General features: G+C 63.9%; 29 protein-coding genes. 19 read left to right on the forward strand and 10 right to left on the reverse strand.

The genetic code is table 11. The features are described from left to right. Positions 1-47: 47 nt before the first annotated feature. The 3 genes from ACX3P1_RS07015 to ACX3P1_RS07025 all read right to left on the reverse strand — a co-directional run bounded on the left by ACX3P1_RS07015 (position 48) and on the right by ACX3P1_RS07025 (position 2,681). On the reverse strand, positions 48-488 hold the full coding sequence (locus tag ACX3P1_RS07015; RefSeq protein WP_459078844.1) for a hypothetical protein: 441 nt from the start codon (positions 486-488) through the stop codon (positions 48-50). A gap of 121 nt (positions 489-609) precedes the next feature. After that, a complete protein-coding gene (locus ACX3P1_RS07020; RefSeq protein WP_459078845.1) occupies positions 610-1,677 on the reverse strand; it encodes a TraB/GumN family protein in 1,068 nt (355 codons plus the stop codon). A 62-nt stretch (positions 1,678-1,739) separates the two neighbouring features. After that, positions 1,740-2,681 carry a tyrosine recombinase XerC gene (locus ACX3P1_RS07025; protein ID WP_459079023.1) on the reverse strand — a complete coding sequence of 314 codons (942 nt, stop codon included), beginning with the start codon at positions 2,679-2,681 and terminating at the stop codon, positions 1,740-1,742. Between the two features lie 124 nt (positions 2,682-2,805). Between ACX3P1_RS07025 and rimM the strand changes: the two genes are divergently transcribed. Together rimM and trmD are read left to right on the forward strand one after the other, a co-directional pair. After that, on the forward strand, positions 2,806-3,363 hold the full coding sequence (gene rimM, locus ACX3P1_RS07030; protein WP_459078846.1) for a ribosome maturation factor RimM: 558 nt from the start codon (positions 2,806-2,808) through the stop codon (positions 3,361-3,363). Then, positions 3,360-4,061, forward strand: coding sequence for a tRNA (guanosine(37)-N1)-methyltransferase TrmD (trmD, locus tag ACX3P1_RS07035; protein ID WP_459078847.1), 702 nt, complete (start codon positions 3,360-3,362; stop codon positions 4,059-4,061). The genes rimM and trmD overlap by 4 nt, the downstream gene beginning before the upstream one ends. Here the strand turns inward: trmD and ACX3P1_RS07040 are convergent. Then, the gene (locus ACX3P1_RS07040) at positions 4,043-4,795 is read right to left on the reverse strand and encodes a sulfite exporter TauE/SafE family protein (protein WP_459078848.1); all 753 of its coding nucleotides are present in this window, start codon (positions 4,793-4,795) and stop codon (positions 4,043-4,045) included. The genes trmD and ACX3P1_RS07040 overlap by 19 nt on opposite strands. Before the next feature lie 339 nt (positions 4,796-5,134). On the opposite strand from ACX3P1_RS07040, the gene rplS reads away from it, so the two are divergent. The 5 genes from rplS to yddG all read left to right on the forward strand — a co-directional run bounded on the left by rplS (position 5,135) and on the right by yddG (position 9,206). Beyond that, a complete protein-coding gene (gene rplS, locus ACX3P1_RS07045) occupies positions 5,135-5,710 on the forward strand; it encodes a 50S ribosomal protein L19 (RefSeq protein WP_459078849.1) in 576 nt (191 codons plus the stop codon). 162 nt (positions 5,711-5,872) lie between these two features. Further along, entirely contained in the window at positions 5,873-6,691 is an 819-nt protein-coding gene (locus tag ACX3P1_RS07050) for a transporter substrate-binding domain-containing protein (protein ID WP_459078850.1), read from the forward strand. Positions 6,692-6,745: 54 nt separating this feature from the next. Beyond that, positions 6,746-7,552, forward strand: a complete 807-nt coding sequence (locus ACX3P1_RS07055; RefSeq protein ID WP_459078851.1) for an amino acid ABC transporter permease — start codon at positions 6,746-6,748, stop codon at positions 7,550-7,552. Continuing rightward, a complete protein-coding gene (locus ACX3P1_RS07060) occupies positions 7,549-8,184 on the forward strand; it encodes a class I SAM-dependent DNA methyltransferase (protein ID WP_459078852.1) in 636 nt (211 codons plus the stop codon). The genes ACX3P1_RS07055 and ACX3P1_RS07060 overlap by 4 nt, the downstream gene beginning before the upstream one ends. Positions 8,185-8,282: 98 nt before the next feature. Further along, on the forward strand, positions 8,283-9,206 hold the full coding sequence (gene yddG / locus ACX3P1_RS07065; protein WP_459078853.1) for an aromatic amino acid exporter YddG: 924 nt from the start codon (positions 8,283-8,285) through the stop codon (positions 9,204-9,206). Here the strand turns inward: yddG and ACX3P1_RS07070 are convergent. Beyond that, entirely contained in the window at positions 9,201-9,440 is a 240-nt protein-coding gene (locus ACX3P1_RS07070) for a hypothetical protein (protein ID WP_459079037.1), read from the reverse strand. The genes yddG and ACX3P1_RS07070 overlap by 6 nt on opposite strands. Here ACX3P1_RS07070 and leuC point away from each other — a divergent pair, their 5' ends adjacent. Further along, positions 9,441-10,853 (forward strand): 3-isopropylmalate dehydratase large subunit, encoded by a 1,413-nt coding sequence (gene leuC / locus ACX3P1_RS07075; protein WP_459078854.1) that lies wholly within the window; start codon positions 9,441-9,443, stop codon positions 10,851-10,853. It begins immediately after the preceding gene. A 60-nt stretch (positions 10,854-10,913) separates the two neighbouring features. Here leuC and ACX3P1_RS07080 read toward each other — a convergent pair whose 3' ends face one another. Further along, positions 10,914-11,225 carry a hypothetical protein gene (locus tag ACX3P1_RS07080; protein WP_459078855.1) on the reverse strand — a complete coding sequence of 104 codons (312 nt, stop codon included), beginning with the start codon at positions 11,223-11,225 and terminating at the stop codon, positions 10,914-10,916. 157 nt (positions 11,226-11,382) lie between these two features. Between ACX3P1_RS07080 and ACX3P1_RS07085 the strand changes: the two genes are divergently transcribed. Both ACX3P1_RS07085 and ACX3P1_RS07090 read left to right on the forward strand, forming a co-directional pair. Continuing rightward, a complete protein-coding gene (locus ACX3P1_RS07085) occupies positions 11,383-12,612 on the forward strand; it encodes a GGDEF domain-containing protein (RefSeq protein WP_459078856.1) in 1,230 nt (409 codons plus the stop codon). A 63-nt stretch (positions 12,613-12,675) separates the two neighbouring features. Continuing rightward, positions 12,676-13,884: a GGDEF domain-containing protein gene (locus tag ACX3P1_RS07090; protein ID WP_459078857.1), complete on the forward strand. Its 1,209-nt coding sequence runs from the start codon at positions 12,676-12,678 to the stop codon at positions 13,882-13,884. Here ACX3P1_RS07090 and ACX3P1_RS07095 read toward each other — a convergent pair. Continuing rightward, a complete protein-coding gene (locus tag ACX3P1_RS07095) occupies positions 13,868-14,233 on the reverse strand; it encodes a hypothetical protein (protein ID WP_459078858.1) in 366 nt (121 codons plus the stop codon). The genes ACX3P1_RS07090 and ACX3P1_RS07095 overlap by 17 nt on opposite strands. Before the next feature lie 249 nt (positions 14,234-14,482). Here ACX3P1_RS07095 and ACX3P1_RS07100 point away from each other — a divergent pair, with 249 nt between their 5' ends. The 6 genes from ACX3P1_RS07100 (at position 14,483) to ACX3P1_RS07125 (ending at position 19,417) form a co-directional block, all read left to right on the forward strand. Beyond that, positions 14,483-14,860, forward strand: a complete 378-nt coding sequence (locus tag ACX3P1_RS07100) for a hypothetical protein (protein ID WP_459078859.1) — start codon at positions 14,483-14,485, stop codon at positions 14,858-14,860. Positions 14,861-15,136: 276 nt separating this feature from the next. After that, positions 15,137-15,568 (forward strand): succinate dehydrogenase, cytochrome b556 subunit, encoded by a 432-nt coding sequence (gene sdhC / locus ACX3P1_RS07105; protein WP_459078860.1) that lies wholly within the window; start codon positions 15,137-15,139, stop codon positions 15,566-15,568. 2 nt (positions 15,569-15,570) lie between these two features. Further along, a complete protein-coding gene (sdhD, locus tag ACX3P1_RS07110; protein WP_459078861.1) occupies positions 15,571-15,966 on the forward strand; it encodes a succinate dehydrogenase, hydrophobic membrane anchor protein in 396 nt (131 codons plus the stop codon). A gap of 3 nt (positions 15,967-15,969) precedes the next feature. Next, on the forward strand, positions 15,970-17,808 hold the full coding sequence (gene sdhA / locus ACX3P1_RS07115; RefSeq protein ID WP_459078862.1) for a succinate dehydrogenase flavoprotein subunit: 1,839 nt from the start codon (positions 15,970-15,972) through the stop codon (positions 17,806-17,808). Between the two features lie 12 nt (positions 17,809-17,820). Beyond that, on the forward strand, positions 17,821-18,600 hold the full coding sequence (locus tag ACX3P1_RS07120) for a succinate dehydrogenase iron-sulfur subunit (RefSeq protein ID WP_459078863.1): 780 nt from the start codon (positions 17,821-17,823) through the stop codon (positions 18,598-18,600). A gap of 178 nt (positions 18,601-18,778) precedes the next feature. Beyond that, positions 18,779-19,417, forward strand: coding sequence for a YceH family protein (locus ACX3P1_RS07125; RefSeq protein ID WP_459078864.1), 639 nt, complete (start codon positions 18,779-18,781; stop codon positions 19,415-19,417). A 55-nt stretch (positions 19,418-19,472) separates the two neighbouring features. Here the strand turns inward: ACX3P1_RS07125 and ACX3P1_RS07130 are convergent, their stop codons facing one another. Beyond that, the gene (locus ACX3P1_RS07130) at positions 19,473-19,910 is read right to left on the reverse strand and encodes an OsmC family protein (RefSeq protein ID WP_459078865.1); all 438 of its coding nucleotides are present in this window, start codon (positions 19,908-19,910) and stop codon (positions 19,473-19,475) included. Between the two features lie 203 nt (positions 19,911-20,113). Here ACX3P1_RS07130 and pcaF point away from each other — a divergent pair, with 203 nt between their 5' ends. Then, positions 20,114-21,322, forward strand: coding sequence for a 3-oxoadipyl-CoA thiolase (gene pcaF / locus ACX3P1_RS07135; protein WP_459078866.1), 1,209 nt, complete (start codon positions 20,114-20,116; stop codon positions 21,320-21,322). Between the two features lie 6 nt (positions 21,323-21,328). Here the strand turns inward: pcaF and ACX3P1_RS07140 are convergent, their stop codons facing one another. Together ACX3P1_RS07140 and ACX3P1_RS07145 are read right to left on the reverse strand one after the other, a co-directional pair. Then, positions 21,329-21,805 carry a YbaK/EbsC family protein gene (locus ACX3P1_RS07140; RefSeq protein WP_459078867.1) on the reverse strand — a complete coding sequence of 159 codons (477 nt, stop codon included), beginning with the start codon at positions 21,803-21,805 and terminating at the stop codon, positions 21,329-21,331. 50 nt (positions 21,806-21,855) lie between these two features. Then, a complete protein-coding gene (locus tag ACX3P1_RS07145) occupies positions 21,856-23,115 on the reverse strand; it encodes a ubiquinone biosynthesis hydroxylase (RefSeq protein WP_459079024.1) in 1,260 nt (419 codons plus the stop codon). A gap of 104 nt (positions 23,116-23,219) precedes the next feature. Between ACX3P1_RS07145 and ACX3P1_RS07150 the strand changes: the two genes are divergently transcribed. Together ACX3P1_RS07150 and ACX3P1_RS07155 are read left to right on the forward strand one after the other, a co-directional pair. After that, entirely contained in the window at positions 23,220-24,080 is an 861-nt protein-coding gene (locus tag ACX3P1_RS07150; RefSeq protein ID WP_459078868.1) for an acyl-CoA thioesterase, read from the forward strand. A gap of 209 nt (positions 24,081-24,289) precedes the next feature. Beyond that, entirely contained in the window at positions 24,290-25,618 is a 1,329-nt protein-coding gene (locus tag ACX3P1_RS07155) for an ammonium transporter (RefSeq protein ID WP_459078869.1), read from the forward strand. Positions 25,619-25,679: the final 61 nt, after the last annotated feature.

Here is a 25,679-nt window from a genome sequence, read left to right on the forward strand (position 1 = left end):
AACGGCCCGCTATTGGCGGGCCGTTCGCGTTTATGCCGGATGTAAGGTTAGTTGGCCGGAGCCGGGGCCGGAGCGGGCTCGGCCGGAGCCGGCGTTGCTGGCTCGGCAGGCGCGGGAGCTGGCGTCGCTGGCGCGGTTTCCGCAGGCGCTTCCGGTGTCATCGGCGTCGTCTCGGAAGGAGCCGGCGCGGGAGCTGGCTCGGTTGTGGAAGGCGCCGTCGTAGAGGGCTCCGTCGTCGAAGGAGCCGGGGCGCTCTCGGTTGCGGCCGGCGCGTCGGCCGGGGGCACTTCCGTCGCTGTGCGCCCGAAAATGTAATAGGCCACGATGGCCAGAATGACGACGATCAGGGCAATGAGCCACCCACTGCCGCCGGAACGCGCGGCAACGCGATTTTCGATCACCGGGTCCGCTGTTCGGGGGGGGATCGGATTAAGCGGATCGTTGCGCAATGGATCTAGTGGATCTGGGTTGTTAGGCGGGTTCGCCATTACGGTGTCCTCCGTGAAATGATTTGCATCGGTCAACATGCATCAACGCACGACGAGCGATTGGGTTTCATTCGCGGCGGAAATAGACGGACGCGCCGTGGCGGAGGCGCTCAGTGAAAGATTATTCGACGGCCGTGACCGTGTAGCCGGCCTTGCGGAAATCCTCGACAAGTCCTTCTGCGCCGGGCAGGTGCAGCGCGCCAACCGCCATGAAGGCGTTGCCCTTGGCAAGGATGGGCGCGGCATGCTCGGCCATCACCTTGTTGCGGCCGGTCACCATGGCTTCCTCGAACGCGGCATAGCCGGCCTGATCGTCGCCCTCCTCGGGCAGCAGGGCGCGAAACAGCGGCCAGATCATGCCGATCTCGCCGCGCTGGTAGAGCGCGATCATGGTTTCGTTGATGTCGTCCATCTTGTCGCCGAGCTTCAACGTATCGACCAGCCCCTTCATGTGAAAGGCGATCGGCAGCGAGGCCATGGCCCGAAGCTGGTCGGCGACCGTTTCCAGCCCCTCGACGCTCTTGCCAGCGGCCTTGGCTTCTTCGGCCAGCTTGATGTCGAGCACGGGCGCACCGCCTGCCTTTCGCGCCATTTCACAAGCTGGCAGCGCCACCATCGCCGACAGCATCCATGGCTTCATCTTGGCGACGCTCAAAGGCGGAATGCCGCGCGCGTCGAGTTCCTTGTTCATGGTGGCGGCATCCGCCGGCGACAGCAGCGACGTCAGCGTCGTGTTGTCGGTGAACATCATCAGGTCCGGCTCTTTCAGCATCGCGGCCATCAGCTTCGTCTGGTCGAGCACTTCGGTCGTCTCGATGATGACGGTGTCGGCCGCGTCGAAGGCCTTTTGCGCGGCGGCAGGCAGGGTGACAACGCGCGGGTCGGTCATGTGCATGGTGCCGAACAGGAAGGACGGCTTTTCGCCGGGCTTTTCCAGCTTCCACAACAGCCCCTTGCCGTTCGGGGTCGCCGCCGCTTCGCTTTCCACCTTTTTATAGGCGGCCGGATCGGTTTTCTGCAGGTCTGCCGTCAGGTCGATGCCGGTGCAGACCGGGGTGTCGGCGTGCGCCTTACCTGTGGCGAGCAGCAGGAAGACCAGAAAGGAAAGAAAGAACAGCGCATTGAGCACGGCCAGCAGTTTCAAGGCGGGCAGCGCTGCACGGTCGGCAAGGGCGATGGCTTTCTTCATGGGCTTTTTCTAGGCGCAAAAAGCGGCGAAACCGTTAACCGGAGCGGCAAAATTGAAGGGGATCATGCCCTCGGATGCGCGGCCTCGTAGATTTCCAGCAAGCGGGCGGTGTCGACACCGGTATAGACCTGCGTTGTCGACAGGCTGGCATGGCCGAGCAACTCCTGGATGGTCCTGAGGTCGCCGCCGCGCCCGAGCAGATGCGTGGCGAAGGAGTGGCGCAGCGCATGCGGCGTGGCGGTGTCCGGCAGGTTCAGCGCCGAGCGCAGCTTTGCCATGTCACGCTGGACGATGGCCGGGTTGAGCGGCCCGCCGCGCGCGCCGCGAAACAGCAGACCCTTCGGGTCGAGATGATAGGGGCAAAGCCGGCGGTATTCGGCGACGGCGCGCAAGGCTACCGGCAGCACCGGCACCAGCCGCGTCTTGCCGCCCTTGCCCGTCACGCGCAACACGGTATCGCTGGCCGACAAAAGCTCGCCGGCCGACAGGCCGAGCGCTTCGGAAATGCGCAGGCCCGAGCCGTAGAGCAGCGTCAGCACGGCGGCGTTGCGCGCGGCGATCCACGGCTCTTCCGCCAGTTGCCCTTCGATCGACACGACATGCCTGGCATCGCTGGCGGTCAGGGGTTTTGGCAGCGACTTGGGCTGGCGTGGTGCGCGCAGCGCCGCCGCACCCGCCGCGTTGACAAGGCCGCGCCGCTCCATGAAGCGCAGCAGCGAGCGGATGCCGGCCAGGCCGCGCCCCAGTGTACGCGCACCGGCACCGCCGGCGCGACGCTGGGCCAAGAAACCGCGAAGATCGGCCGGACGCAGATCGGCGATATCGGAGACGCCTGGTGGCCCACCACAGTGGCCGGTCAGGAATTGCAAAAACTGGCGCGTGTCGCGCTCATAGGCCTCGACGGTTTCCGGCGACAGCCGGCGCTCGCCCGCAAGCATTTTCAGCCAGCTTTCGCGTGCCGCCTGCAGGTCGGGTTTGGCCGTGATGAGGAATTTTTCTTCCATGACCTTTTTCACGCCCCTGGCCCCTCATCCTGCAGCCATCAAGTTAGGAAGCGATGAACGGCACGCAATTGAAAACCGCTTGCTCTGCGTTTAGGAGACAGGGCTAAACAGGAACGCTCCACCCATGCCAGCCCCAAAGAACCCCATCCAGATGGCCGTGATCGGCGCCGCGCACGGCATCAAAGGCGAAGTGCGGGTGAAGACATTTACCGGCGACCCGCTGGCGCTGGGCGACTACGGGCCGCTTTATGCCAAGGACGGAAGGGCGTTCGAGATCGCTGACATCCGCCCGGCGAACACCGTCGTGGTCGTGCGCTTCAAGAATGTGAAGGACCGCAATGCAGCCGAAGCGCTGGCCGGCACCGAACTCTTCGTCGATCGCTCGATGCTGCCCGACGATGGAGGCGACGACGAATTCTACCATGCCGATCTGGTCGGGCTGGCCGTGAAGGACGAGACGGGCGAAGTGCTCGGCAAGGTGGACGCCGTGCATAATTTCGGTGCCGGCGATATTCTCGAAGTGACGCTCAGTGGCCGCAGGGGCGTGCTGATCCCGTTCAGCCAGGCGGCGGTGCCCGAAGTGTCCATTTCCGGCGGGTTCGTCCACGTCGATCCGGCCGCTGCCGGGCTGATCGGCGGCGAGGACGATGAAAATCCCGAAGCTGCCGGAGGCGACCGGTGAGTTTCTCCGCCTCGGTGCTGACGCTCTATCCGGAAATGTTTCCGGGTGCGCTCGGGCTATCGCTGGCGGGGCGCGCGCTCGAAGCCGGCACCTGGGCGTTGGAAGCCGTCCAGATTCGCGATTTCGCCCCGGATCGCCACCGTACCGTCGACGATACGCCGGCGGGCGGCGGGGCCGGCATGGTGATGCGCGCCGACGTTCTGGCCAAGGCCATCGACCATGCCTCGCCGCAAGGCGATCCGCGCCTGCGCCTGCTGATGAGCCCGCGTGGAAAACCGCTGACGCAGGCGCGCGTGCGCGAACTGGCCTCTGGGCCGGGCGTGGTGATCGTCTGCGGGCGGTTCGAGGGCGTCGACCAGCGCGTCATCGACGCGCGCGGCCTGGAGGAAGTGTCGGTCGGCGATTTCATTCTCTCGGGCGGCGAGCCGGCAGCCCTTGTGCTGCTTGACGCGGTGGTACGGCTTTTGCCCGGCGTCATGGGCAATGAGCGCTCCGGCGAAGAAGAGAGTTTTGAAAACGGCCTGCTCGAACACCCGCATTACACGCGGCCGCAGGAGTTCGAAGGGCTTGTCATCCCCGAGGTGCTGACTTCCGGCAATCACGCCAAGATAGCGGCTTGGCGGCAGGCGGAATCGGAAAGACTGACGCGGGAGCGCCGGCCGGACCTACTGGCCGTCACTCAGGGTTTGGCGAAGTAGTAGAGCGCGAGAAGCAGGCCGACCGCGATGACGAAGATGCGCACCGCGCCTTGCGGCACGCGCTTGGCAATCCATACGCCGGAATAGCCGCCCAGCGCACCGCCGGGGATCATCACGATCGCTTCCGGCCAGGCCACCACGCCGCCGGCGACGAACACGACGATGGCCAGCGAAGCGATGACCATGGCCAGCATGTTCTTCAGCGCGTTGATGCGGTGGTAGTCGCCGCTTTCGGTGAGGCCGAGCGTCGCCAGCATCATCACGCCCATGCCGGCGCCGAAGAACCCGCCATAAATGGCGGTGAAGAATTGCGCGATGGAGCCGGCCAGCGACCCCACCTTTGGTTCGCCGGCGGCTTTGGGCGCGGGTTTCAACCAGGGGCCGGCGGCAAACAGCGCCGTTGCCGCCAGAAGCAGCCACGGCACCAGCGCCTTGAAGGATGCGCTGTCCAGCGCCAGCAGGATGAGCGAACCGACCAGCGCGCCAGCGGCCGAGATGGCGCACAGGAGAAGCGCGCCGCGCCAGAAAAGCTTGATGTCGCTCCAATAGGCGAGCGTCGAGGTGATGTAGCCGGGAAACTGCGTCACCGAGGACGTGGCGTTGGCAAGGATAGGCGGCGTTCCCAGAAGCGACATGGCGCCGAAGGTGATGAAGGTGCCGCCGCCGGCCATCGCGTTGACGACGCCAGACAGATAGCCTGCAAGGAAAAGAATGATGACATCGACAATGGACATTGAAGGCTAACCGCCGTGGGTGGAGAGGAGGCCGCGCCGATCCGACGCCTTACTTCATGGGGCAATCGTCGATATACACGGGTTGCGCTAGGCTCAATGGCGAAAAAGTCTCGGGCCAAGACGTGACAAAGTCGTAAAATGCCTGTATGTGCCCGCTCGAACCGGTAGTATCTGCCGGATTTGCAAAAATAACCCGTCAACATTGACGGTGTAGTCGCCCCTGCCGGACGTTCTCGAACGGATGGCATAGCCGAGCGGTCCCTGTCCGATTTCCGGGGGAACTGCAAGGCGAGTGCAGGGCGCTCTGACTGTCGGAAGAACAAGAAGTGGATTTTTCAGATGGATATTCTCCGTCAGATCGAGGCCGAACAGGTCGCCAAAATCGAAGCCAAGCGCGTCCTGCCGGAATTCCAGCCCGGCGATACCGTTCGCGTCAATGTTCGCGTCACGGAAGGTACGCGCACCCGCGTCCAGGCCTATGAAGGCGTTGTCATCGCTCGTGCCGGCGCCGGCTTCCAGGAAAGCTTTACCGTCCGCAAGATTTCCTATGGCGAAGGCGTCGAGCGCGTGTTCCCCGTCTATTCGCCGATGATCGAGGGCGTCGAGATCGTGCGCCGCGGCAAGGTTCGCCGCGCCAAGCTCTATTATCTGCGCGACCGTCGCGGCAAGTCGGCCCGCATTTCCGAAAATACCGGTGTTCGCGCCCGTAAGCTGAACGATGCCGAGCGCGCGGCGCTGCATGCCGAGAAGGCCCGCATCGAGGCCGAGAAGGTCGCCGCCGCTCAGGCGCTTGCCGCCGAGAAGGCCGCACAGGAAGCCGCCGAGAAGAAGGCCGCCGCCGAGGCTGCAAAGGCCGCCGAGGAGGCTGCAAAGGCTGCCGAAGCAACTGCCGCCGCCGAGCCGGCAGCGGAGTAAGCTTCGCCAGACGATTGACGAAAGGCGGCTCCGGCCGCCTTTTTCATTTGTGCGCTTGGCGTTCGCTACAAGGCGGCGCTTGAAAGGTGCCGGTGAAACGCTAAACTCGACAGCGTTTCGTGCTCGCAGAGCATTGTGCCGCGCAGATTTCCGGGGACCCTCATGACCAAGTCGAAACTGCTGCTGGCAAGCCTGTTCGCCCTGCTTCTCGCGCCCATCGCCGCGCTTCTCATGCCCATGGCCGCCTTGGCGCAAACGCTGCCTGACCTCGCCGGCAAGACGGTCGTGGTGGTTACGGAAAACGCCTACCCGCCGCTGCAGTTCGTCGACCCCAAGACCGGCAAGCAGATCGGCTGGGAATACGACGCGATGAACGAGATCGCCAAGCGGCTGAATTTCAAGGTCGAGTACCAGAACGCCTCGTGGGATGCGATGATCCAGGCGGTTTCCGATAAGCAGTATGATATCGGCATGACCGGCATCACCATCAATGACGAGCGCAAGGCCAAGGTCGATTTCTCCGATCCCTATATGCGCAACGAGCAGTTCATGCTGGTGCGGGGTGACGAGAGCCGCTTCACCGATGCGGCCAGCTTCGGCGCGTTCAAGGATGGTCTGGTCGGCGCGCAGGCCGGCACCGCGCCCTTCTATACGGCCGTCTACAGCGTGCTCGACGGCAACGAACAGAACCCGCGCATAAAGCTGTTCGAGACGTTCGGCGCTTCGGTGCAGGCGCTGAAGAGCGGCGACGTCGATGTGGTGCTGACCGACGGCACCGCCGGCAAAGGCTATGCGGACGCCTCGAATGGCGGCCTGAAGCTGATCGGCGGACCACTTGGAACCGAGGATTTCGGTTTTATTTTCCCCAAGGGATCCGACCTGGTCGCACCGGTCAACGCCGCGATCGCTGCGCTGAAGGCCGACGGAACGCTCGAGAAGCTGAACCAGAAATGGTTTCTAGATTACAAGATGGGGCAGTGAGCGGCTGAATAGTTGCGGATGACCGCGCAACCCTGCCCGCTCGGTCGAACCTGAATGCCCCCGCATCGCCAAAAATCCGACTTCCCGTGGTGGCTGGTGGTTGCTGCGGCGATTGCCATCGCGGCGGCGATTTTCATTGCGGCGAGCGATCTTTATGCTCAGGTGTTTTCGACGGTTGCCAAGGGCATCGGCATTACCGTCTTCGTCACCGCCGTTGGCTTCACCCTCGCTTCCGCCATCGGGCTCGGCGTAGCGTTGATGGCGCTGTCTGGTTCGCGCTTGCTGCGTCAGGTCGCCCGCTTCTATGTCGAGATCATTCGCGGCGTGCCGATCCTGGTGCTGTTGTTCTGGATCGCCTTCGCCGGGGCGCCTGGTTTTGTGGCGCTATGGAACTGGCTCACAGTGCCCCTGCAGGACGCCGGGCTTTTCGGCGAATTGCGGGTGCGCGATATTTCGCTCTTGTGGCGCGCCATCATGGCGCTAACCATCGGCTATTCGGCCTTTATCGCGGAAGTTTTTCGCGCCGGAATCCAGTCGGTGGACCCCGGCCAGATCGAGGCGGCCAAGGCGCTCGGCCTGTCGCGTTATCGCCGTTTTCGACTGATCGTCCTGCCGCAGGCGATCCGCACCATCCTGCCGCCGCTTGGCAATGATTTCGTCGCTATGGTCAAGGACAGTTCGCTGGTCTCGGTTCTTGGCGTCGCCGACATCACCCAGATGGGCAAAATCTATGCGGCCGGCTCGTTCCGTTTCTTCGAGACCTATTCGATCGTCGCCTATATCTATCTGGTGCTGACGGTCGGCCTGTCACTCGCGCTCAGGGCGCTGGAGAAACGGATGCGCAAGGGCCATGCGACATGAGCGAGGGACGGGAATCGGAGGGGCTGGCGCAGGTCTATGCGGCAGAAACGCCGCAGGAACTGGCGCAAGCCTATGCCGCGTGGTCGGCCGAATACGACCGCGAGACGGCCGCGTCGGGCTATTGCCTGCCGTTCCTGATCGCGGCGTGGGTGGCGCGCTACGTGGCAAAGGACGCCGGGCCGCTGCTCGATGCCGGCTGCGGTACCGGGCTTTCCGGACCGGCGTTGAAAGCCCTCGGCTATGAAGACATTACCGGCCTCGACATGTCCCCGGAAATGCTGGGCATCGCCGGCTCGCGGCAGGCTTATCGGGCGCTTGCGCAGGCGGCACTGGGCGGTTCGCTGCCATGGGCCGACGATCATTTCGCGGCTTTCTTCTCGACCGGCGTGTTCACGCAAGGCCACGCGCCTGCATCCAGCCTTGAAGAACTGGTGCGGATCACGCGCCCCGGCGGCATGGCCATCTTCACCGTTCGCGACGTGGTGCTGGATGCGGGCGGCTTTTTCGCGACGTTCAAGGCGCTCGAAGTCGCCGGGCGCTGGCGGATGCTGGAAGAGAGCCCCGCCTTCCGCGCCTTCGCCATCGACGAGGCGGATGTGCTGGTCAAGGCCTTCGTCTTCGAGGTGCTTTAAAGGAAGCATGTCGCGCTTCCGACAGCAGGCGGTCGAGGCGGGGTAGCCAGCCGCCAGCCTGCATGGCAAGGCAGGATAAATTCCTTGCCGGTGCGCAAATGACAAGAACCTTCTCTACCCTGATCGGCTTCGCCGCGATCCTGACCTGGTCCTTCCTGGCGCTGCTATCGACTGCGGCGGGGCCGGTCCCGCCCTTTCAACTCGCGGCGATGACCTTCTTCCTAGGCGGGTTGGTCGGCGCGTCAAGCTGGCTGTTTCGCCCCGGCGCGATCAGGGCGCTGCGCCAGCCATGGCGGGTCTGGGCGCTCGGCGTCGCTGGCCTGTGCATCTACCACTGCGCCTATTTCTTCGCGATTCAGTCTGCGCCGCCTGTGGAAGCCAGCCTGATCGCCTATCTCTGGCCCCTACTGATCGTCGTCTTCGCAGCCTTCCTGCCGGGCGAGCGGCTGCGCGCCCATCATCTGGTCGGCGTGCTGCTCGGCCTCGCCGGCGCGGTGATCGTCATCACCAAGGGCGGCAGCGTCGGGCTGGCCGATGGCATCCGGCCTGGACATATCATCGCGCTGTTCTGCGCGTTCGTGTGGTCCGGCTATTCCGTGCTGTCGCGCCGTTTCGGCGCGGTGCCGACCGACGTGGTCGCCGGCTACTGCCTGATTACGGCGGCCGTGGCGGCTGGCCTGCACCTCGGCCTCGAGACGACCGTTTTTCCGCAAACCGCGACGCAATGGACGGCAATCGTCGTTTTGGGAACGATCCCGCTGGGGGCAGGGTTTTATGCGTGGGACTGGGGATGCAAGCACGGCGACATCATGGTGCTCGGCGCTCTTTCCTATGCCGCGCCGCTGTTCTCCACGGTCGTCCTGCTGGCGGCAGGCTACGGCGCCTATCACTGGTCGGTCGCTCTCGCCTGCACGCTCATCGTCGCCGGGGCGCTGATTGCGGCGAAGGACATGTGGCGGCGGCGGGCAAGCCCTGCCTCGGCGCCCTCGCATCTGGTGCCGGAAGCGGAACGCAGCCTATAGGCCCGCACGCAATTGCCGACCCGGCAAAACATTGCTATCTAACAGCCTATGGAAAAGCTTTTTGGCGATCCGGCCTACAAAGGCTTCGTGCTGCAGGACCACAAGCGCCTGCCGGGGCGGTTTTTTGCGCGCATTTGCGGCGCGCGGACCACTCGACTTAGCTAGGCGCAGCCTTTTCACGCCTCCGGATTCCATCAGCTTTTCTCTTGAATTCTCATCGACGGATTTACGCATATGAGCGCACCGCGCACCCTCTACGACAAGATTTTCGACGACCATCTGGTCGACCAGCAGGACGACGGCACCTGCCTGCTCTATATCGACCGGCACCTCGTCCATGAAGTGACCAGCCCGCAGGCTTTCGAGGGCCTGCGCATGACGGGCCGTCAGGTTCGCCATCCGGAAAAGACGCTGGCCGTGGTCGACCACAACGTGCCGACGTCGGCCGACCGCAAGCTCGGCATCAACCGCAACAAGGAAAGCCGCATCCAGATCGCGGCGCTGGCGAAGAATGCCAAGGATTTCGGCGTCGAATATTATTCCGAAACGGACATCCGCCAGGGCATCGTCCACATCATCGGACCGGAACAGGGCTTTACGCTGCCGGGCATGACCATCGTCTGCGGCGACAGCCACACCTCGACGCATGGCGCGTTCGGCGCGCTGGCGCACGGCATCGGCACGTCCGAGGTCGAGCATGTGCTCGCCACCCAGACGCTGATCCAGCGCAAGGCCAAGAACATGCTGGTGCGCGTCGACGGGCAGTTGCCGGATGGCGTCACCGCCAAGGACATCATCCTGGCCATCATCGGCGAGATCGGCACCGCCGGCGGCACCGGCTATGTCATCGAATATGCCGGCGAGGCGATCCGCGCGCTTTCCATGGAAGGCCGCATGACCATCTGCAACATGTCGATCGAAGGTGGCGCGCGCGCCGGCCTGATCGCGCCGGACGAAACCACCTTTGCTTACGTGAAGGACAAGCCCCGCGCCCCGAAAGGCGAAAACTGGGACAAGGCGCTCGAATACTGGAAGACGCTGACGACCGACGAGGGCGCGCATTACGACAAGGTGATCGTGCTCGACGCGGCCAAGCTGCCGCCCATCGTCACCTGGGGCTCGTCGCCGGAAGACGTCGTCTCGGTGCAGGGCGTGGTGCCGAACCCCGAGGAGATCGATGACGAGAACAAGCGCAACTCAAAGATTCGCGCCCTCGACTATATGGGCCTCGTTGCCGGAACAAAAATAACCGACATCGCGCTCGACCGCGTCTTCATCGGCTCCTGCACCAATGGCCGCATCGAAGATTTGCGGGCGGTCGCCAAGGTGGTCGAAGGCAAGACCGTGGCCTCGACCGTCGACGCGATGATTGTGCCGGGCTCTGGCCTGGTCAAGGAACAGGCGGAAGCCGAAGGCCTCGACAAGATCTTCATCGCCGCCGGCTTCGACTGGCGCGAGCCGGGCTGCTCCATGTGCCTGGCCATGAACGACGACCGGTTGAAGCCGCATGAGCGCTGCGCCTCGACCTCGAACCGCAATTTCGAAGGCCGGCAGGGTTTCAAGGGCCGCACCCATCTGGTGTCGCCGGCCATGGCGGCGGCGGCGGCGATCGCCGGCCATTTCGTCGACATTCGCGACTGGAAATAGGCCCGGCCACCCGCTTTGCATGGAAAACCCCGAGGCCACCCGCTTCGGGGTTTTTTGTTGTTAATCCGGGCGGCGGATCATTTCGTAAGAAGCTTCGCGCAGGCCCGGCTGATCCTTGGCGACCACCAGGGCCAGGGCACTTTCGTCGAACAGCTTGAACCAGTCGTCCCATTCGACCAGTTCGTAGTCGCCGGCATTGGTCGGGCGTTCGGGCCGATCGTTATCGGCATAGGCCTGCTGGCCGAAAACGATCCGCAGCATGGGCTGCGTTCCCGATTCCGGCGAAACGTCCACGACGGCCGGCGCGCCGGCGCGCGCTGCGGCCCAGTCCCGGATGGTTTCGTGGTCGGTCAAGGTAACGGTCTCAGTCATGCTGCAACCTCTCGTGCTTTGACTCCCTCCCGAAACGCCTGCTTTGCCGTCAGGTTCCCAACCTGATTTCGCCGTTGCTATTCGCAGTTCCGCTTAACGCGTTGTTTGCGCTTACCGGATAGGTTCGCTCCAACGGAAACAGCGGAATAAATCTGTCTTGGGGAACGGCCTTTCCATAGCGCTGCTCAATCCGGCGATCGCGCTCGTGCTGGCTGCGGCATTTTTCGCGCTATGGCTCTATCAGCGCAACTCCCCTCATCTGCTGATGCTGGCGGCTGGCTTCATCAGCTCGGGCATGGGGTTCGGGCTGCAATATTTTACCGTGCCCTTCGCCGGGTTCGCGCTAACCAAGCTGGCGTCCAGTGTGAGTTTCACCCTCGCCGTCGCCTGTCTCGCCACCGCGATCCTTTATCGCTACGGCAAACGCGTCCCTTACGCCGCAATCGGCATCCTGTCGGTCGGCGGCGTCGCCACCTTCGCATGGTTCCTGTTCATCGAGCCGAGCATCACCTACCGCATTTATGCCTTGAACTTTGCTTTCGGCGGCATCTGCCTGTTGATGGCTGCCGAGTTGCGTAGGGTTCGTCGCGACGGACCAATCCAGATGGCCCTGCTCATCCTCACGCTGCTTGCCGCCAGCAACTTTCTTCTGCGGACACTGGTGGCGGTGAAGTTGCACGGCGCCTTCGTCTCCTATGACGGGTTTTATACCTCGGCCTACTGGACGACGACACAATTGGCCCACGCGACGTTTTCCCTGCTGATCGCGCTTACCCTGCTCACGGCGGCCGCGCTGGACATGATGGGCATGCTGAAGATGGAATCGCATACCGATCCGCTGTCGAAGCTGCTGAACCGGCGCGGCTTCGAAGAGCGCGCCGCGCAATTGCTGGATCGCTGCGCAAATGCCAAGCTGCCGGCGGCCCTGGTGCTGGCCGATCTCGATCACTTCAAGGCGGTAAACGACGTGCATGGCCATGCGGCCGGCGACCGCGTCATCATGGACTTCGCCGACAAGCTGCGGACGGCGGCCGGATCGCGCGGGGTCGCGGGGCGAATAGGCGGCGAGGAATTCGCCGTGCTGCTGCCGTTGACCGATCTGGGCGCGGCGCGGCTGTTCGCGGAAGCTGTCCGCACGCTGTTTTCGACGGATCGGGTGGAAGGCTTGAGAGGTATCCGGCTGACGGCCAGCTTCGGCGTTGCCGCGCGCAGCGGCGAGGAAGGGCTGGCGCCGATGCTTCGCCGCGCCGACGAAGCGCTCTATCAGGCCAAGCAAAGCGGGCGCGACAGCGTACGCCTGTCCTATCAGCGCCCGGCCATGGCCTTCTTCACGTCCAAGCCGCAGGCGCCGCCTGACGACGGGACAGGCATGGCTCCCCATGGATAAACCTCGCCGTTAACGTCTTTTTCGTTCGTCGATGGTTTGCTTCGGGGCCAAGCGGGAAACTCCATGGGCGGGGCAATCTTCATTCTAGCGATCAACATGGCTGTCGCCGGCCTGCTGGCGGCGGCTTTCATGACGATTGCCGTCTACGACGTGCGCCGCATCTCGGCGCGCTGGATGGCCGTCGGCTATCTGCTTGGCGTGGCCTACTTCATCATCGAATTCAGCATTCCCTCCTTCTCGAATGCCATTCCCGTGGTCGTCGTGGCCTTCGCCGTCTTGCTTGCCGGCATCCTGGCGTTCAATGTCGCCATCGCCCACAAATACGACGTTGCCCCACCCTGGCGGCTGATGGTCGGCTTCCTGGTGGCCGCCGCCATTGTCGTGTCGCTGGTGCAGGACCTGCCGCGCCAGTCATTGCTGCGCATGATGGCCTACCAAATGCCCTACGCGCTCATGACGCTCATGGCGATCGGCATCGTGCGGTCCTCGCCGCTCAAACGGCAGCGACTGGACTACGCCCTGATGGCGCTTTTAGGGGCAACCGCCGCCCAGTTCGCGGCAAAACCGTTCATCGCGCAGGCGCTTGGAGGCTGGGGCGCGAACCCCCAGACTTACGTCCAGAGCAGTTATGCGGCCGTGTCCCAGGCTCTCGGAGCCGTTTTCCTCGTCGCCATAGCGCTGCTCATCATGGTCATGATCGTGCGCGACGTGCTCGCGGACGCCACGGCGAAGTCCGAAACCGATGCGCTTTCGGGCCTGATGAACCGGCGCGGCTTCGAATATCATGCGCAGGACGCGCTTCGCGACGCCTTGTGCCACGGTGCGCCGGTGTCGCTGGTCATTGCCGATCTCGACCATTTCAAAAGCGTCAACGACAGCTTCGGCCACGCTTGCGGCGACCGCGTCATCAAGGCGTTCGCTGCCTTTCTGCGTGAGGCGACAAGCTATAACCACATCGCAGGGCGTATCGGCGGCGAGGAATTCGCGGTCCTGCTGCCCGCCACGAACCTTGCGACGGCGAGATTGCTGGCCGAGGGAACGCGCACCGCCTTCAGTGCCTTGCCCATCGAAGGGCTTCCGGGGGACCATCGTTGTACGGCAAGCTTCGGTGTCGCCGAACTCCGTTCCGGCGAAGATTTCAACGAACTGATCCGGCGTGCCGATCAGGCGCTTTACGAAGCGAAAAAAGGCGGCCGCGACCGCGTCCATGTATCGGCCACGGTCCAGGATCGTGCGGCGGCCAGCCAGGCCACCTTCACTGGCAGGGACTGAGGTCCGGCATCTCTCCGTCGGACAGGCCGTACATATAGCTGCGGCCTTTCACGAAAACCGGGGGCCGGTAGCAGTCCAGCCCGCCCGTTTCGTCGGCGTAGACGACTTTCGGCTGCCCGGCGCTGGTGTAGGCTGCCAGTTCCTTGGCCAGCCTGCCTTCGCCGACGAGGATGCGCTTGTAGCCGGCGGCGCTGTCGATGACGAGATTGCCGAAGGAATCGGCGTAGACCCGGTCGTGGTGGCGCGACCCTGCAAAGGTTGGAACCGTGTAGGCTGCCGCCAGGGCGGCGAGCGCAAGAACCGCAAGGCGCGGCTTGCCGATCGTGAAACGCGCATTATCCGAACGCATAGGCGTCTCCTTGTCAAAGCGCCGTGCCCCGGTTGGGCACGCAAGGGGCGCTCCTGCAGCGGGAGTCCCCGATTCGGAGAAATTAACCTTTTATTAACCTTTGTTAAGAGATTAACCGCGTTCTCAAATTGCCTTGTGCAAATATGGTTAATGACGCAAGATTTGCGTTTGAGGCAGGCTTTCAGTTCCATTTCGGCACCGCTTCGCCACAGGGAACGGCAAACGGATAATCTGGACGGGGAAAACGGCATGGCAGAGCGCGGCGCTTTTCGGCTATGGCTTGCCTTGCTTCCACTGCCTCTGGCCCTGTCTCTGGCCACCGCATGCGTGCCGCAACCGGCAGCGTCACCGATGACGGGCAGCCTTGCCAAGGCCTCTCTTTCCGGAGAAATCGCCTCGCCGTCCAACACGGCCACCTATACATGCGCCGATGGCGGCATGATGCGCATCCAGAATCTGGGGACGTCGCTGCGCCTGCTGGGGCCGGATGGCATCGACGAGGAACTGCCGGCCTCGCCGGCCAACCAGACCAGCCGCTACGGCCAAGCGCATGACGCCATCCTTATCGACGGCCAGGAGGCCTTGATCATGAAGGCCGGCCAGAGGCCGTTGACCTGCACGCATTGATTCGTGCAGGTTTTGGGGATTCGCGCCGTTTCGAGGATTCGTGCCGTTTCGGGTTGGCGCCCGCTTTATGCCGCAGTGCAGCGATTTCGGCTCGCCGCTCAATCGATTGAAGCCGCGCGGGGCAGGGATCTTCGCTCAATTCCGGCGCTGAAAAGGCTTTCCGGCTTTGACGCGGTGCAAAAAGAGTTTTAGAAACCTGCCTATCCGAAGTCGCATACGGAAGCGGCAACGCCGCTTTTCCGATTGAGACCCCAAGGATACTGTATTGGGGGAGCCATGAGCCAATCACCAGCCACCCGCGCACAAGCCGGTCCCACCAGGGCCAAGCCGCGTCCGCTTTCGCCGCATCTGTCGATCTATCGGCCGCCGATCACCATGACGATGTCGATCGTGCACCGCATCACCGGTATCGCGCTCTATGTCGGCACGCTGCTGGTCGCCTGGTGGCTGATCGCCGCTGCCGGGCCGCAGTCCTATTTCGATTTCGTCAACGGCATTTTCGGCTCCTGGTTCGGACGGCTTGTGCTGTTCGGCTACACCTGGGCGCTGATGCACCATCTGGCGGGCGGCATCCGCCATTTCATCTGGGATACCGGTGCCGGTCTTGAGAAACACACGGCTTCGAAAATCGCCTGGGCGACGCTGGTTGCGTCCGTCGTGCTGACGGTGGCGATCTGGATCGTCGGCTACTACGCACGGGGGGCCTGATCATGAGCGGCAACAACACCGACATGCGCACCCCGCTGGCCAAGGTGCGGGGCCTCGGCTCGGCGCGTGAAGGCACCGGCCTTTTCTGGCGGCAGCGGCTGACAGCGGTAGCGCTTGTTCCGCTGACCCTGTTCTTCGTCGGCTTCCTGATCTGCATGAACGGCGCCAGCTATGACGAGGTACGCTCGGCGCTCAATCATCCGCTGGTGGCGCTGGTTTTCGCCGTCATGCTCGTTGCCGGCCTGATCCATATGCGGCTCGGCATGCAGGTCATCATCGAGGATTACATCCATGGCGAGGGCGGCAAGCTCTCCCTGTTCATCCTCAACACTTTCTTCACCATAGCGGTTGGCGTCGTCTCGATCTTCGCCCTCGCCAAGCTGTCATTCGGAGGCTGAGTCTTGGCCAAGGACGCAAAGAACGCGGGCGGTGCTTCCGCCTATACCTATGTCGATCACCAGTTCGACGTCGTCGTCGTCGGTGCCGGTGGAGCGGGGCTGCGCGCCACGCTCGGTATGGCCGAGCAGGGACTGAAGACCGCCTGCATCACCAAGGTGTTCCCGACGCGCTCGCATACGGTGGCGGCACAGGGCGGCATCGCCGCCTCGCTGTCCAACATGGGCCCCGACAACTGGCAATGGCATATGTACGACACCGTCAAGGGGTCGGACTGGCTGGGCGACATGGACGCCATGGAGTATCTGGTGCGCCAGGCTCCCGCCGCCGTCTATGAGCTGGAACATTACGGCGTTCCCTTCTCGCGCACGGAAGAAGGAAAAATCTACCAGCGGCCGTTCGGCGGCCACATGATGAACTTTGGCGACGGTCCGCCCGTGCAGCGCACTTGTGCTGCCGCCGACCGCACCGGCCACGCCATCCTGCACACGCTTTACGGCCAGTCGCTGAAGCACAAGGCGCAGTTCTTCATCGAGTATTTCGCGCTCGACCTGATCATGGAAGACGACGGCACCTGCACCGGCGTCGTCGCCTGGAATCTCGACGACGGCACCATCCACCGCTTTTCGGCGAAAATGGTGGTGCTGGCGACGGGCGGCTATGGCCGCGCCTTCTTCTCCGCGACCTCGGCGCATACCTGCACCGGCGACGGCGGCGGCATGGCCGCACGGGCGGGTCTCCCGCTTCAAGACATGGAATTCGTCCAGTTCCACCCGACCGGCATCTATGGCGCGGGCTGTCTGATCACCGAGGGCGCGCGCGGCGAAGGCGGCTACCTTGTCAACTCCGAGGGCGAGCGCTTCATGGAGCGCTATGCGCCGTCCGCCAAGGATCTGGCCTCGCGCGACGTGGTTTCGCGCTGCATGACGCTGGAAATCCGCGAAGGACGCGGCGTCGGCAAGAACAAGGACCACATCTTCCTGCATCTCGACCATCTCGACCCGGCCGTGCTGCATGAGCGGCTGCCCGGCATTTCGGAATCGGCACGTATTTTCGCCGGCGTCGACCTGACCAAGGAGCCGATCCCGGTGCTGCCGACGGTCCACTACAATATGGGCGGCGTGCCGACCAATTACTGGGGCCAGGTGCTGAACCCGACCAAGGCGGAGCCCGACCGCGTGTCGCCCGGCCTGATGGCGGTGGGCGAAGCCGGCTGCGCCTCGGTGCACGGCGCCAACCGCCTCGGTTCCAACTCGCTGATCGACCTTGTCGTGTTCGGCCGCGCCGCCGCGATCAAGGCCGGTGAGGTGATCGACCGTGCGGCCCCGATCCCGTCGCTCAATATGGCGGCGGTCGACAAGATCATGGACCGCTTCGACACATTGCGCCACGCCAACGGCACCACGCCGACCGCCGTCATCCGCGAGCGGATGCAGCGCGCCATGCAGGAGGACGCTGCCGTCTTCCGTACGCAGGAGTCTCTGGAAAACGGCTGCAAGCGGATTTCGCAGATCTGGGGCGAGTTGAAGGACATCAAGGTCTATGACCGCTCGATGATCTGGAACTCCGACCTTGTCGAGACGCTGGAACTGGAAAACCTGATGGCCAACGCCATCACCACCGTCTGTGGCGCGGAAGCTCGCAAGGAAAGCCGTGGCGCGCATGCCCGCGAAGACTTTGCCGACCGCGACGACACAAACTGGCGCAAGCACACGCTGGCGCACCTAAGCGACGACGGCAAGGTTTCGCTCAGCTACCGGCCGGTTCACACCGAACCGCTGCTGAAGGAAGAAGACGGCGGCATCAGCCTCGCCCGGATCGCGCCAAAAGCGCGGGTGTATTGAGGATCGCAGATCATGGTTGAACTCACGCTCCCCAAGAACTCGCAGATCACGGTCGGAAAAACCTGGCCGAAGCCGGAAGGTGCTACCAATCTGCGCGAATACCGCATCTACCGATGGTCGCCGGACGATGAGGCGAACCCGAGCATCGACACGTATTTCGTCGACATGGACGATTGCGGGCCGATGGTTCTGGACGCGCTTTTGTACATCAAGAACAAGATCGATCCGACGCTGACGCTGCGCCGTTCCTGTCGCGAGGGCATTTGCGGCTCCTGCGCCATGAATATCGACGGCTCGAACACGCTCGCCTGCACCAAGGGCTGCGACGACATTTCCGGGCCGGTGAAAATCTACCCGCTGCCGCATATGCAGGTGGTGAAGGATCTGGTGCCGGACCTGACCAATTTCTACGCCCAGCATGCCTCGATCGAGCCATGGCTGCATACGGTTTCGCCGGAGCCGGCCAAGGAATGGTTGCAAAGCCATGAGGATCGCGAGAAGCTGGACGGCCTCTACGAATGCATCCTGTGCGCCTGTTGCTCGACGTCGTGCCCGAGCTACTGGTGGAACGGCGACCGCTATCTCGGCCCGGCAACGCTGCTGCAAGCCTATCGCTGGCTGATCGACAGTCGCGACGAGGCGACCGGCGAGCGGCTGGACAACCTCGAAGACCCGTTCCGGCTCTATCGCTGCCACACTATCATGAACTGCGCGCAGACCTGCCCCAAGGGATTGAACCCGGCCAAGGCGATCGCCGAAATCAAGAAGATGATGGTGGAACGGCGGGTTTGATCAGCGTGGTGCGTCCTTCGAGGCTCGCTGCGCTCGCACCTCAGGATGAGGACCGTAGTTGCAGTGACCGCCTCATGGGAACGTTGCCGCCAGCGCGATCCGGCGCGACCTCCCTCATCCTGAGGTGCGAGCGATAGCGAACCTCGAAGGACGCACGGATAGCATAAGACGAGGCGATATGACTGACACCGACCTCCCCGTCCTCAACGACATAGAAGCCCGTATTCTCGGTTGCCTGATCGAGAAGAAGGAGCTGACGCCTGACGTTTATCCGCTGTCGCTCAATGCCGCGATTGCCGCAGCGAACCAGAAGACGGCGCGTGAGCCGGTGATGGCGCTGGAGCAAGGCGATGTGCACCGGACCTTGAAGCTGCTGGAACAGAAGGGGCTGGCGCGGCAGGTGTTCGGTTCGCGGGTGGAGCGCTACGAACATATGATGGCGCAGCGCTTTTCGCTGACCACGGCGCAGACGGCGCTGATCGGCCTGTTGCTGCTGCGCGGCCCGCAGACGGTGCCCGAGCTTCTGGTGCGCAGCGAACGCATGGCGCGTTTTTCGGCTGCCGACGATTTGCGAACCGAACTCGACATGCTGATCGGGCGTCGGCCGGCGCTGGTCAAGGAAATAGGCCGTGCCCCCGGCCAGCGCGAAGACCGCTACGCGCAATTGCTTGGCGGCCCCGTGGAGCTTGCGGCGGTCGCCATGCCGAGCCGCCTGCATTCGGTTGCGGCCGGCCTGGAAGCTCGTGTCGAGGTTCTCGAGGAGGAGATCGCGGCGCTGCACGCCAGGCTCGATGCGCTGGCCGCCCGACTGGCCTAAATCCAGATTGAAAGAAGCAGCGCCTTTCGCGGCGCTGCTTCCCGGTTGGTGTCGTTCAAGCCAGCTTGGCGTCGAGTGTCACCTTGATCGCGCCGAGCGCCTTGGAAACCGGGCAGGTAGCCTTGGCCTTGTCGGCCAGTTCCTTGAACTTCTCCTGATCAATGCCGGGCACCTTGCCGGTCAGCTTGAGCGCGCTTTCGGTGATCTCGAAACCGCCGCCGGCGGCAGGACCGTAGGTGACGACCGCCTCGGCATTGAGTTCGTCCGCCGGCGTGCCGTTCTCGGCCAGGAAATGCGAAAGCTGCATGGCAAAGCAGCCGGCATGCGCCGCCGCGATCAATTCTTCCGGGTTGGTGCCGGACTTGCCGCTTTCGTCCTGGAAACGGCCCTTGAAGGAATAGGGCTGCTTGTTGAAAGCGCCGCTCTGCATATCGAGCGTGCCGGCTCCCTCGGTGAGCGTGCCTTTCCAGACGGCGGTGGCGTGACGGTTCATGGTTCTCTCCTTGGGTTGAAAACTTTTGGCGGGCGCGAACGCGCGGCTCCGATGAATATAGCGTCGATGCGCCCGAATGCCATGGCAGTCTTGCGCAGACGGCGTGCACTGTGGGATCAGGATGCCGCGACAAGGGAATAACGACCACGGCGCTGTGTGCGGCGCAGGAGAGGAAGCGCAAGCTTTCCGGGAGAGGATGGAAAATGGCGGAAGCCTATATCTGCGACTACATACGCACGCCCATTGGCCGTTTCGGCGGGGCACTGGCAACGGTGCGCACCGACGATCTCGGCGCGGTTCCGCTCAAGGCGCTGATGGCGCGCAATGCATCGGTCGATTGGGCAGCCGTTGACGATTTGATCTATGGTTGCGCCAACCAGGCCGGCGAGGACAACCGCAACGTGGCGCGCATGGCGCTGCTGCTGGCCGGCCTGCCGCAGGAAATATCGGGGACGACGATCAACCGGCTTTGCGGTTCCGGCATGGATGCGGTCATCATGGCTGCCCGTGCCATAAAGGCCGGCGAGGCCGAGCTGGTGATTGCCGGCGGCGTCGAATCGATGAGCCGCGCGCCCTTCGTGCTGCCCAAGGCCGACAGCGCATTTTCGCGCAAGGCCGAGATCCACGACACCACCATCGGCTGGCGCTTCGTCAATCCCTTGATGAAGAGCCAATATGGCGTGGATTCCATGCCGGAGACGGGCGAGAACGTTGCCGAAGCGTATCGCGTATCGCGCGCCGACCAGGACGCCTTCGCCTTGCGCAGCCAGACAAGAGCGGTCGCCGCGCAGGAAAACGGCCGTCTCGCCCAGGAAATCGTCCCGGTCGGGGTGCCGCAGCGCAAGGGCGATCCAATCCTCGTTTCCGCGGACGAGCATCCGCGCGCCGGAACGACGCTGGAGGCGCTGGCAAAACTGCCGACACCGTTTCGAAAAGAGGGCGGGACGGTGACCGCCGGCAATGCCTCCGGCGTCAACGATGGCGCGGCCGCGCTGATTATTGCCTCGGAGGCGGCGGCGATCCGGCATGGACTGACGCCGATTGCCCGTATTCTGGGCGGCGCGTCCGCTGGCGTCGCCCCTCGGATCATGGGCATCGGCCCGTCGCCGGCAACGAAGAAGCTTTGCGCGCGGTTGAATCTAACACCTGCCGATTTCGACGTCATCGAACTGAACGAGGCCTTCGCCTCGCAGGGCATTGCCGTGCTGCGCGAACTCGGCCTCGCGGAAGATGCGGAGCACATCAATCCGAATGGCGGCGCCATCGCGCTCGGCCATCCGCTTGGCATGTCGGGTGCGCGCATAACCGGGACGGCCGCTCTCGAGCTGCGGGAGCGGCGCGCCAGGCTGGCGCTTGCAACCATGTGCGTCGGCGTCGGGCAGGGAATTGCCGTTGCGCTGGAACGGGTGTGAAGCCGGCTATTCCTGAGCGGCCGGCTCGCGGCAGACATCCACCCATTCGGCGTTGGTCAGCGCCGTAAGCCGGTCGGGGCTGAGCCGCACGGCGGCGTTGGTCGCACCGGCAGCGGGCACCACCGCCTCGAACGGGCGCAGCGATACGTCGCAATAAACCGGCAAGGGCGCGGGCAGGCCGAACGGGCAGACGCCGCCGACCGGATGACTGGTAACCGCTACCACCTCGTCGGCATCCAGCATGCGGCCCTTGGCGCCGAACCGGTCGCGGAACTTGCGGTTGTCGAGCCGCGCCGTGCCGCTGGCGACAATCAGCATGGTCGCGTCGCCGGCCCGCAGGCAGATGGTTTTCGCGATCTGCTCCGGCTCGACGCCGTGCGCCTCCGCCGCCAGCGCCACCGTTGCCGAACTGGCCTCGGTGACGATGATCTCGATGTCGGGGGCGTGGGTAGCGAAAAACGCGCGAACGGATTCGAGGGACATGCGGTAACCTTGGATCGAAGAAATCGGAGAGGCGGAAGGGCGGGGAAAAATCAGATAGGCTCGCCCTGCAAAAGACGTGGTGTGCCGCCGGTCAGGCCGGATGCCTGGCGAATGAAGAAATCCTTGAGGCGCGGCATGCGCTGGACCAGGCCAAGGCCAATGCTGCGCGCCGCCCGCAGCGGTGCGTGGTCATTGGAAAACAGTCGGTTCAGCACGTCGGTGGTGACGCCCATCTGTACCGTGTCGAAGCGCCGCCATTGCTGGTAGCGCTCCAGCACGTCCAGCGCGCCGAAATCCTGGCCAAGCCGGTCGGCCTCGACCACCACTTCGGCGAGCGCGGCCACGTCCTTGAAGCCGAGATTGAGACCTTGCCCGGCGATTGGATGGATACCGTGCGCGGCGTCACCGGCCAGCGCCACGCGCGGGGCAACGAAGGCGCGGGCGAGCGTCAGCCCGAGCGGCCAGGCGCGCGGCTTGTCCATGACGTGGATTTCGCCGAGCTTCAGGCTGAAGCGCTGTTCGAGTTCTGTCTCGAAGACGAGATCGTCGCCGGCGACCAGCCTTTCGGCATCCTCCGTGCGCTCGACCCAGACGATGGAGGAGCGGTTCTTGCCGTTCTTGTCGGGGGAAAGCGGCAGCGTGGCGAAGGGACCGGCTGGCAGGAAGTGCTCCTCGGCGCGTCCGTTGTGCGGGCGCTCGTGGCCCACCGTGCAGACGATGCCGGACTGGCCGTATTGCCATTTCACCGTCTTGATGCCGGCCATGTCGCGCAGCTTCGAATTGACGCCGTCGGCCGCGACCAGCAGGCGCGCGGCGATCGCCGCGCCATCGGCCAGATGCACGGTCACGCCGCTGCCGCCGGTATCGAAGGCGCTGACCCCGACACCTTCGATGATGTCGATGCCGAGCGCCTTGGCGCGCTTGCGCAGCGCACCGTTGAGGACGTGATTGGCGACCATGCGGGCGAAGGGTTCGCCGGGGGCTACTTCGCCGTCGAAGGTGAGCAAGGCGGGCCGCACCGGATCGGCGGTGCGCGAATCGGTGATGACCATTTCGGTGATGGCCTGCGCATGCGGGGCGATTTCCGGCCATGCATCGAGACGGTCGAGCATGCGCCGCGCGGCGGCCGCGATAGCGGAGGCGCGGCCGTCTTTTTGCCAGACGCCGGCAGGCGCGGCATCGACGATGGCCACGGCAAGGCTCGGGCGCGCCTGTTTCAACGCCACGGCGGCGGCCAGCCCGACATAGCCGGCACCCGCAACCAGCACGTCGAGCGCCGCCAATTTCGTGTCCGCCTTGTCTTGCGCCATGCCTGAACCTTCTTGAGCGGGCCAGTCTTTGCGCCTGCGCGCCTTGACTACCCGTTGTTCCTGTCCGAAACCGGCCATTCCTATTTCCGCAAAGGCGCGAAAACATGACGACAGCCATGGATCAGCTTCTCGGCATTCTCGCCCTCGAGAAGCTGGAACACAACCTGTATCGTGGTCGCAGCCCGCAGGTCGAGTGGCAGCGCGTGTTCGGCGGCCAAACCATCGCGCAGGCGCTGGTCGCCGCGCAGGGAACGGTTGCGCCCGATCGCCACGTCCATTCCCTGCACGGCTATTTCATGCGGCCGGGCGACATCAAGGTGCCGATCGTCTATGAGGTCGACCGCATCCGTGACGGCTCCTCCTTCACCACGCGGCGCGTGGTGGCGATCCAGCACGGCCAGGCGATCTTTTCGCTGGAGGCGTCGTTTCAGGTTGATGAGCAGGGGCTTGAGCATCAATTCCCGATGCCGCTGGACGTGCCGCCGCCGGAAGGGCTGCAGGACCATCGCGAATTGCTGGAGAAGGCGACGCATGTGCCCGAAGCGATCCGCCACTTCTGGGCGCGAGAGCGGCCGCTCGAACTGAAGCCGGTCAATATCAGGCACTATGAGAGCCGCGAAAAGCTGCCGCCGCGCCAGAACGTCTGGATAAGGCTGACGGGGCCGACGCCCGACAGCCGCGCTTTGCAATCGGTCCTGCTCGCCTATCTGTCCGACATGACGCTGCTCGATACGTCCACCTTCGCGCATGGGCGTGGCCTGTTCGACCCCGATATCCAGGCGGCAAGCCTCGACCATGCCATGTGGTTCCACCGTCCGCATGCGCTGGACGACTGGCTGCTCTATACGCAGGATAGCCCCTCCACTTCCGGCTCGCGCGGCTTCAGCCGTGGCACCCTTTACGCCCGCGACGGCACGCTGATCGCCTCGGTGGCCCAGGAAGGCCTTATCCGCCTGCGCCGATAGCCTAAAAGATAGGCAGTGATGAAAATCTGCCTGCATTTTTAGCATTTTTTCGACTGTGCTGGCCGGCGTGGCGTGCAGACAATGAATTAAGTTGTTTTAATACAGATGCTTACATGCCGCTTCGGCAATTGGCATGAAGCTTGATTCCTCCTGGACAGTCGGCGAACGGAATCGTCGAGATGCCGAATGGCGTTCCAATGGAGAAATCAATGGTTCTTTTTTCCCTTTCAAAGCCGGTGATGCGCGCTGCCCCCGCGGGCTTGCTTGCCAGTTGCGCCATGGCCAGCGCCGCGCTTGCGCAGGAAGCGGCACCGGCCGCAGCACCTGTCCTCGACACCGGCAACACCGCCTGGATGCTGACCGCCACGGCCCTCGTGCTGATGATGACCATTCCGGGTCTGGCGCTGTTTTATGGCGGCATGGTGCGCAAGAAGAACGTGCTCGCCACCGTCATGCAAAGCTTTGCGATTTGTTGCCTCGTCACGGTGCTGTGGTTCGCGGTCGGCTATTCGCTGGCCTTCTCCGACGGCGGTGCGGCGAATGCCTGGATCGGCGGCTTCGACAAACTGTTCCATAGGGGCATCACCGTTTCTACGCTGTGGGCGCCGGGCGTCGCCAACATCCCCGAGTTCGTTTTTTCAACCTTCCAGATGACCTTCGCCATCATCACGCCGGCGCTGATCTGCGGGGCCTTCGCCGAACGCATGAAGTTCTCGGCATTGCTACTGTTCACGACGCTGTGGCTGCTGGTCGTCTATGCGCCCGTCGCGCATTGGGTCTGGGGCGGCGGTTTCCTCGGCTCGTCCGGCGTGCTCGACTTTGCCGGCGGCACCGTCGTCCACATCAATGCCGGTGTCGCGGGCCTCGTCTGCGCGCTGGTGCTTGGCAAGCGCGAAGGCTACGGCACCACCAACATGGCTCCGCACAACCTCGTCTATTCGGTGATCGGGGCGGCCCTTCTGTGGGTCGGCTGGTTCGGCTTCAACGCCGGCTCGGAACTGGCCGCTGACGGCCTTGCCGGTGCCGCCATGCTCAACACGCAGGTCGCCACGGCGGCTGCGGCGCTGGCGTGGATGTTCGCCGAATGGATCGTCGCCAAGAAGCCGAGTGTGCTCGGCATCATCTCGGGCGCTGTCGCCGGCCTCGTCGCGGTGACGCCCGCCGCGGGTTTCGTCAACCCGACGGGTGCGTTCGTCATCGGCATTGTTGCCGGCATCGTCTGCTACATCGCCGCGGTCAAGGTGAAGCACGCGCTGGGCTATGACGATTCGCTCGACGCCTTCGGCGTGCATGGGATCGGCGGCATCGTCGGCGCTTTGCTGACCGGCGTGCTTGCCGATCCGGCGATCAATGCGCTCGGTGCGAACGCTTCGCTTCTGACGCAGACGAAGGGCGTCGTCGTGACCATCGCCTGGACGACGGTCGCGACCTTCGTGATCCTTCAAGTCGTCAAGGTTCTGGTCGGCGGGCTGCGGCCAAGCCGGCAGGAAGAAATCGAGGGCCTCGACATCACCCAGCATGGCGAGGTGGTGCCGTAAGGCTCAGCCAGAAAACATTCCGCGTGCCGCTTTCCAAAGCAGTGACGCCTTGAGGCCCGGA

The sequence above is a fragment of the Mesorhizobium sp. A623 genome (genome assembly GCF_054489405.1).

Bases quoted from the DNA above. Each gene is read 5' to 3' on its own strand.
- ACX3P1_RS07015 (WP_459078844.1), bottom strand. From the start codon at position 488: ATGGCGAACCCGCCTAACAACCCAGATCCACTAGATCCATTGCGCAAC.
- ACX3P1_RS07020 (WP_459078845.1), bottom strand. From the start codon at position 1,677: ATGAAGAAAGCCATCGCCCTTGCCGACCGTGCAGCGCTGCCCGCCTTG.
- ACX3P1_RS07025 (WP_459079023.1), bottom strand. From the start codon at position 2,681: ATGGAAGAAAAATTCCTCATCACGGCCAAACCCGACCTGCAGGCGGCA.
- rimM (WP_459078846.1), top strand. From the start codon at position 2,806: ATGCCAGCCCCAAAGAACCCCATCCAGATGGCCGTGATCGGCGCCGCG.
- ACX3P1_RS07040 (WP_459078848.1), bottom strand. From the start codon at position 4,795: ATGTCCATTGTCGATGTCATCATTCTTTTCCTTGCAGGCTATCTGTCT.
- rplS (WP_459078849.1), top strand. From the start codon at position 5,135: ATGGATATTCTCCGTCAGATCGAGGCCGAACAGGTCGCCAAAATCGAA.
- ACX3P1_RS07050 (WP_459078850.1), top strand. From the start codon at position 5,873: ATGACCAAGTCGAAACTGCTGCTGGCAAGCCTGTTCGCCCTGCTTCTC.
- ACX3P1_RS07055 (WP_459078851.1), top strand. From the start codon at position 6,746: ATGCCCCCGCATCGCCAAAAATCCGACTTCCCGTGGTGGCTGGTGGTT.
- ACX3P1_RS07060 (WP_459078852.1), top strand. From the start codon at position 7,549: ATGAGCGAGGGACGGGAATCGGAGGGGCTGGCGCAGGTCTATGCGGCA.
- yddG (WP_459078853.1), top strand. From the start codon at position 8,283: ATGACAAGAACCTTCTCTACCCTGATCGGCTTCGCCGCGATCCTGACC.
- ACX3P1_RS07070 (WP_459079037.1), bottom strand. From the start codon at position 9,440: ATGCGTAAATCCGTCGATGAGAATTCAAGAGAAAAGCTGATGGAATCC.
- leuC (WP_459078854.1), top strand. From the start codon at position 9,441: ATGAGCGCACCGCGCACCCTCTACGACAAGATTTTCGACGACCATCTG.
- ACX3P1_RS07080 (WP_459078855.1), bottom strand. From the start codon at position 11,225: ATGACTGAGACCGTTACCTTGACCGACCACGAAACCATCCGGGACTGG.
- ACX3P1_RS07090 (WP_459078857.1), top strand. From the start codon at position 12,676: ATGGGCGGGGCAATCTTCATTCTAGCGATCAACATGGCTGTCGCCGGC.
- ACX3P1_RS07095 (WP_459078858.1), bottom strand. From the start codon at position 14,233: ATGCGTTCGGATAATGCGCGTTTCACGATCGGCAAGCCGCGCCTTGCG.
- ACX3P1_RS07100 (WP_459078859.1), top strand. From the start codon at position 14,483: ATGGCAGAGCGCGGCGCTTTTCGGCTATGGCTTGCCTTGCTTCCACTG.
- sdhC (WP_459078860.1), top strand. From the start codon at position 15,137: ATGAGCCAATCACCAGCCACCCGCGCACAAGCCGGTCCCACCAGGGCC.
- sdhD (WP_459078861.1), top strand. From the start codon at position 15,571: ATGAGCGGCAACAACACCGACATGCGCACCCCGCTGGCCAAGGTGCGG.
- ACX3P1_RS07120 (WP_459078863.1), top strand. From the start codon at position 17,821: ATGGTTGAACTCACGCTCCCCAAGAACTCGCAGATCACGGTCGGAAAA.
- ACX3P1_RS07125 (WP_459078864.1), top strand. From the start codon at position 18,779: ATGACTGACACCGACCTCCCCGTCCTCAACGACATAGAAGCCCGTATT.
- ACX3P1_RS07130 (WP_459078865.1), bottom strand. From the start codon at position 19,910: ATGAACCGTCACGCCACCGCCGTCTGGAAAGGCACGCTCACCGAGGGA.
- pcaF (WP_459078866.1), top strand. From the start codon at position 20,114: ATGGCGGAAGCCTATATCTGCGACTACATACGCACGCCCATTGGCCGT.
- ACX3P1_RS07140 (WP_459078867.1), bottom strand. From the start codon at position 21,805: ATGTCCCTCGAATCCGTTCGCGCGTTTTTCGCTACCCACGCCCCCGAC.
- ACX3P1_RS07145 (WP_459079024.1), bottom strand. From the start codon at position 23,115: ATGGCGCAAGACAAGGCGGACACGAAATTGGCGGCGCTCGACGTGCTG.
- ACX3P1_RS07150 (WP_459078868.1), top strand. From the start codon at position 23,220: ATGACGACAGCCATGGATCAGCTTCTCGGCATTCTCGCCCTCGAGAAG.
- ACX3P1_RS07155 (WP_459078869.1), top strand. From the start codon at position 24,290: ATGGTTCTTTTTTCCCTTTCAAAGCCGGTGATGCGCGCTGCCCCCGCG.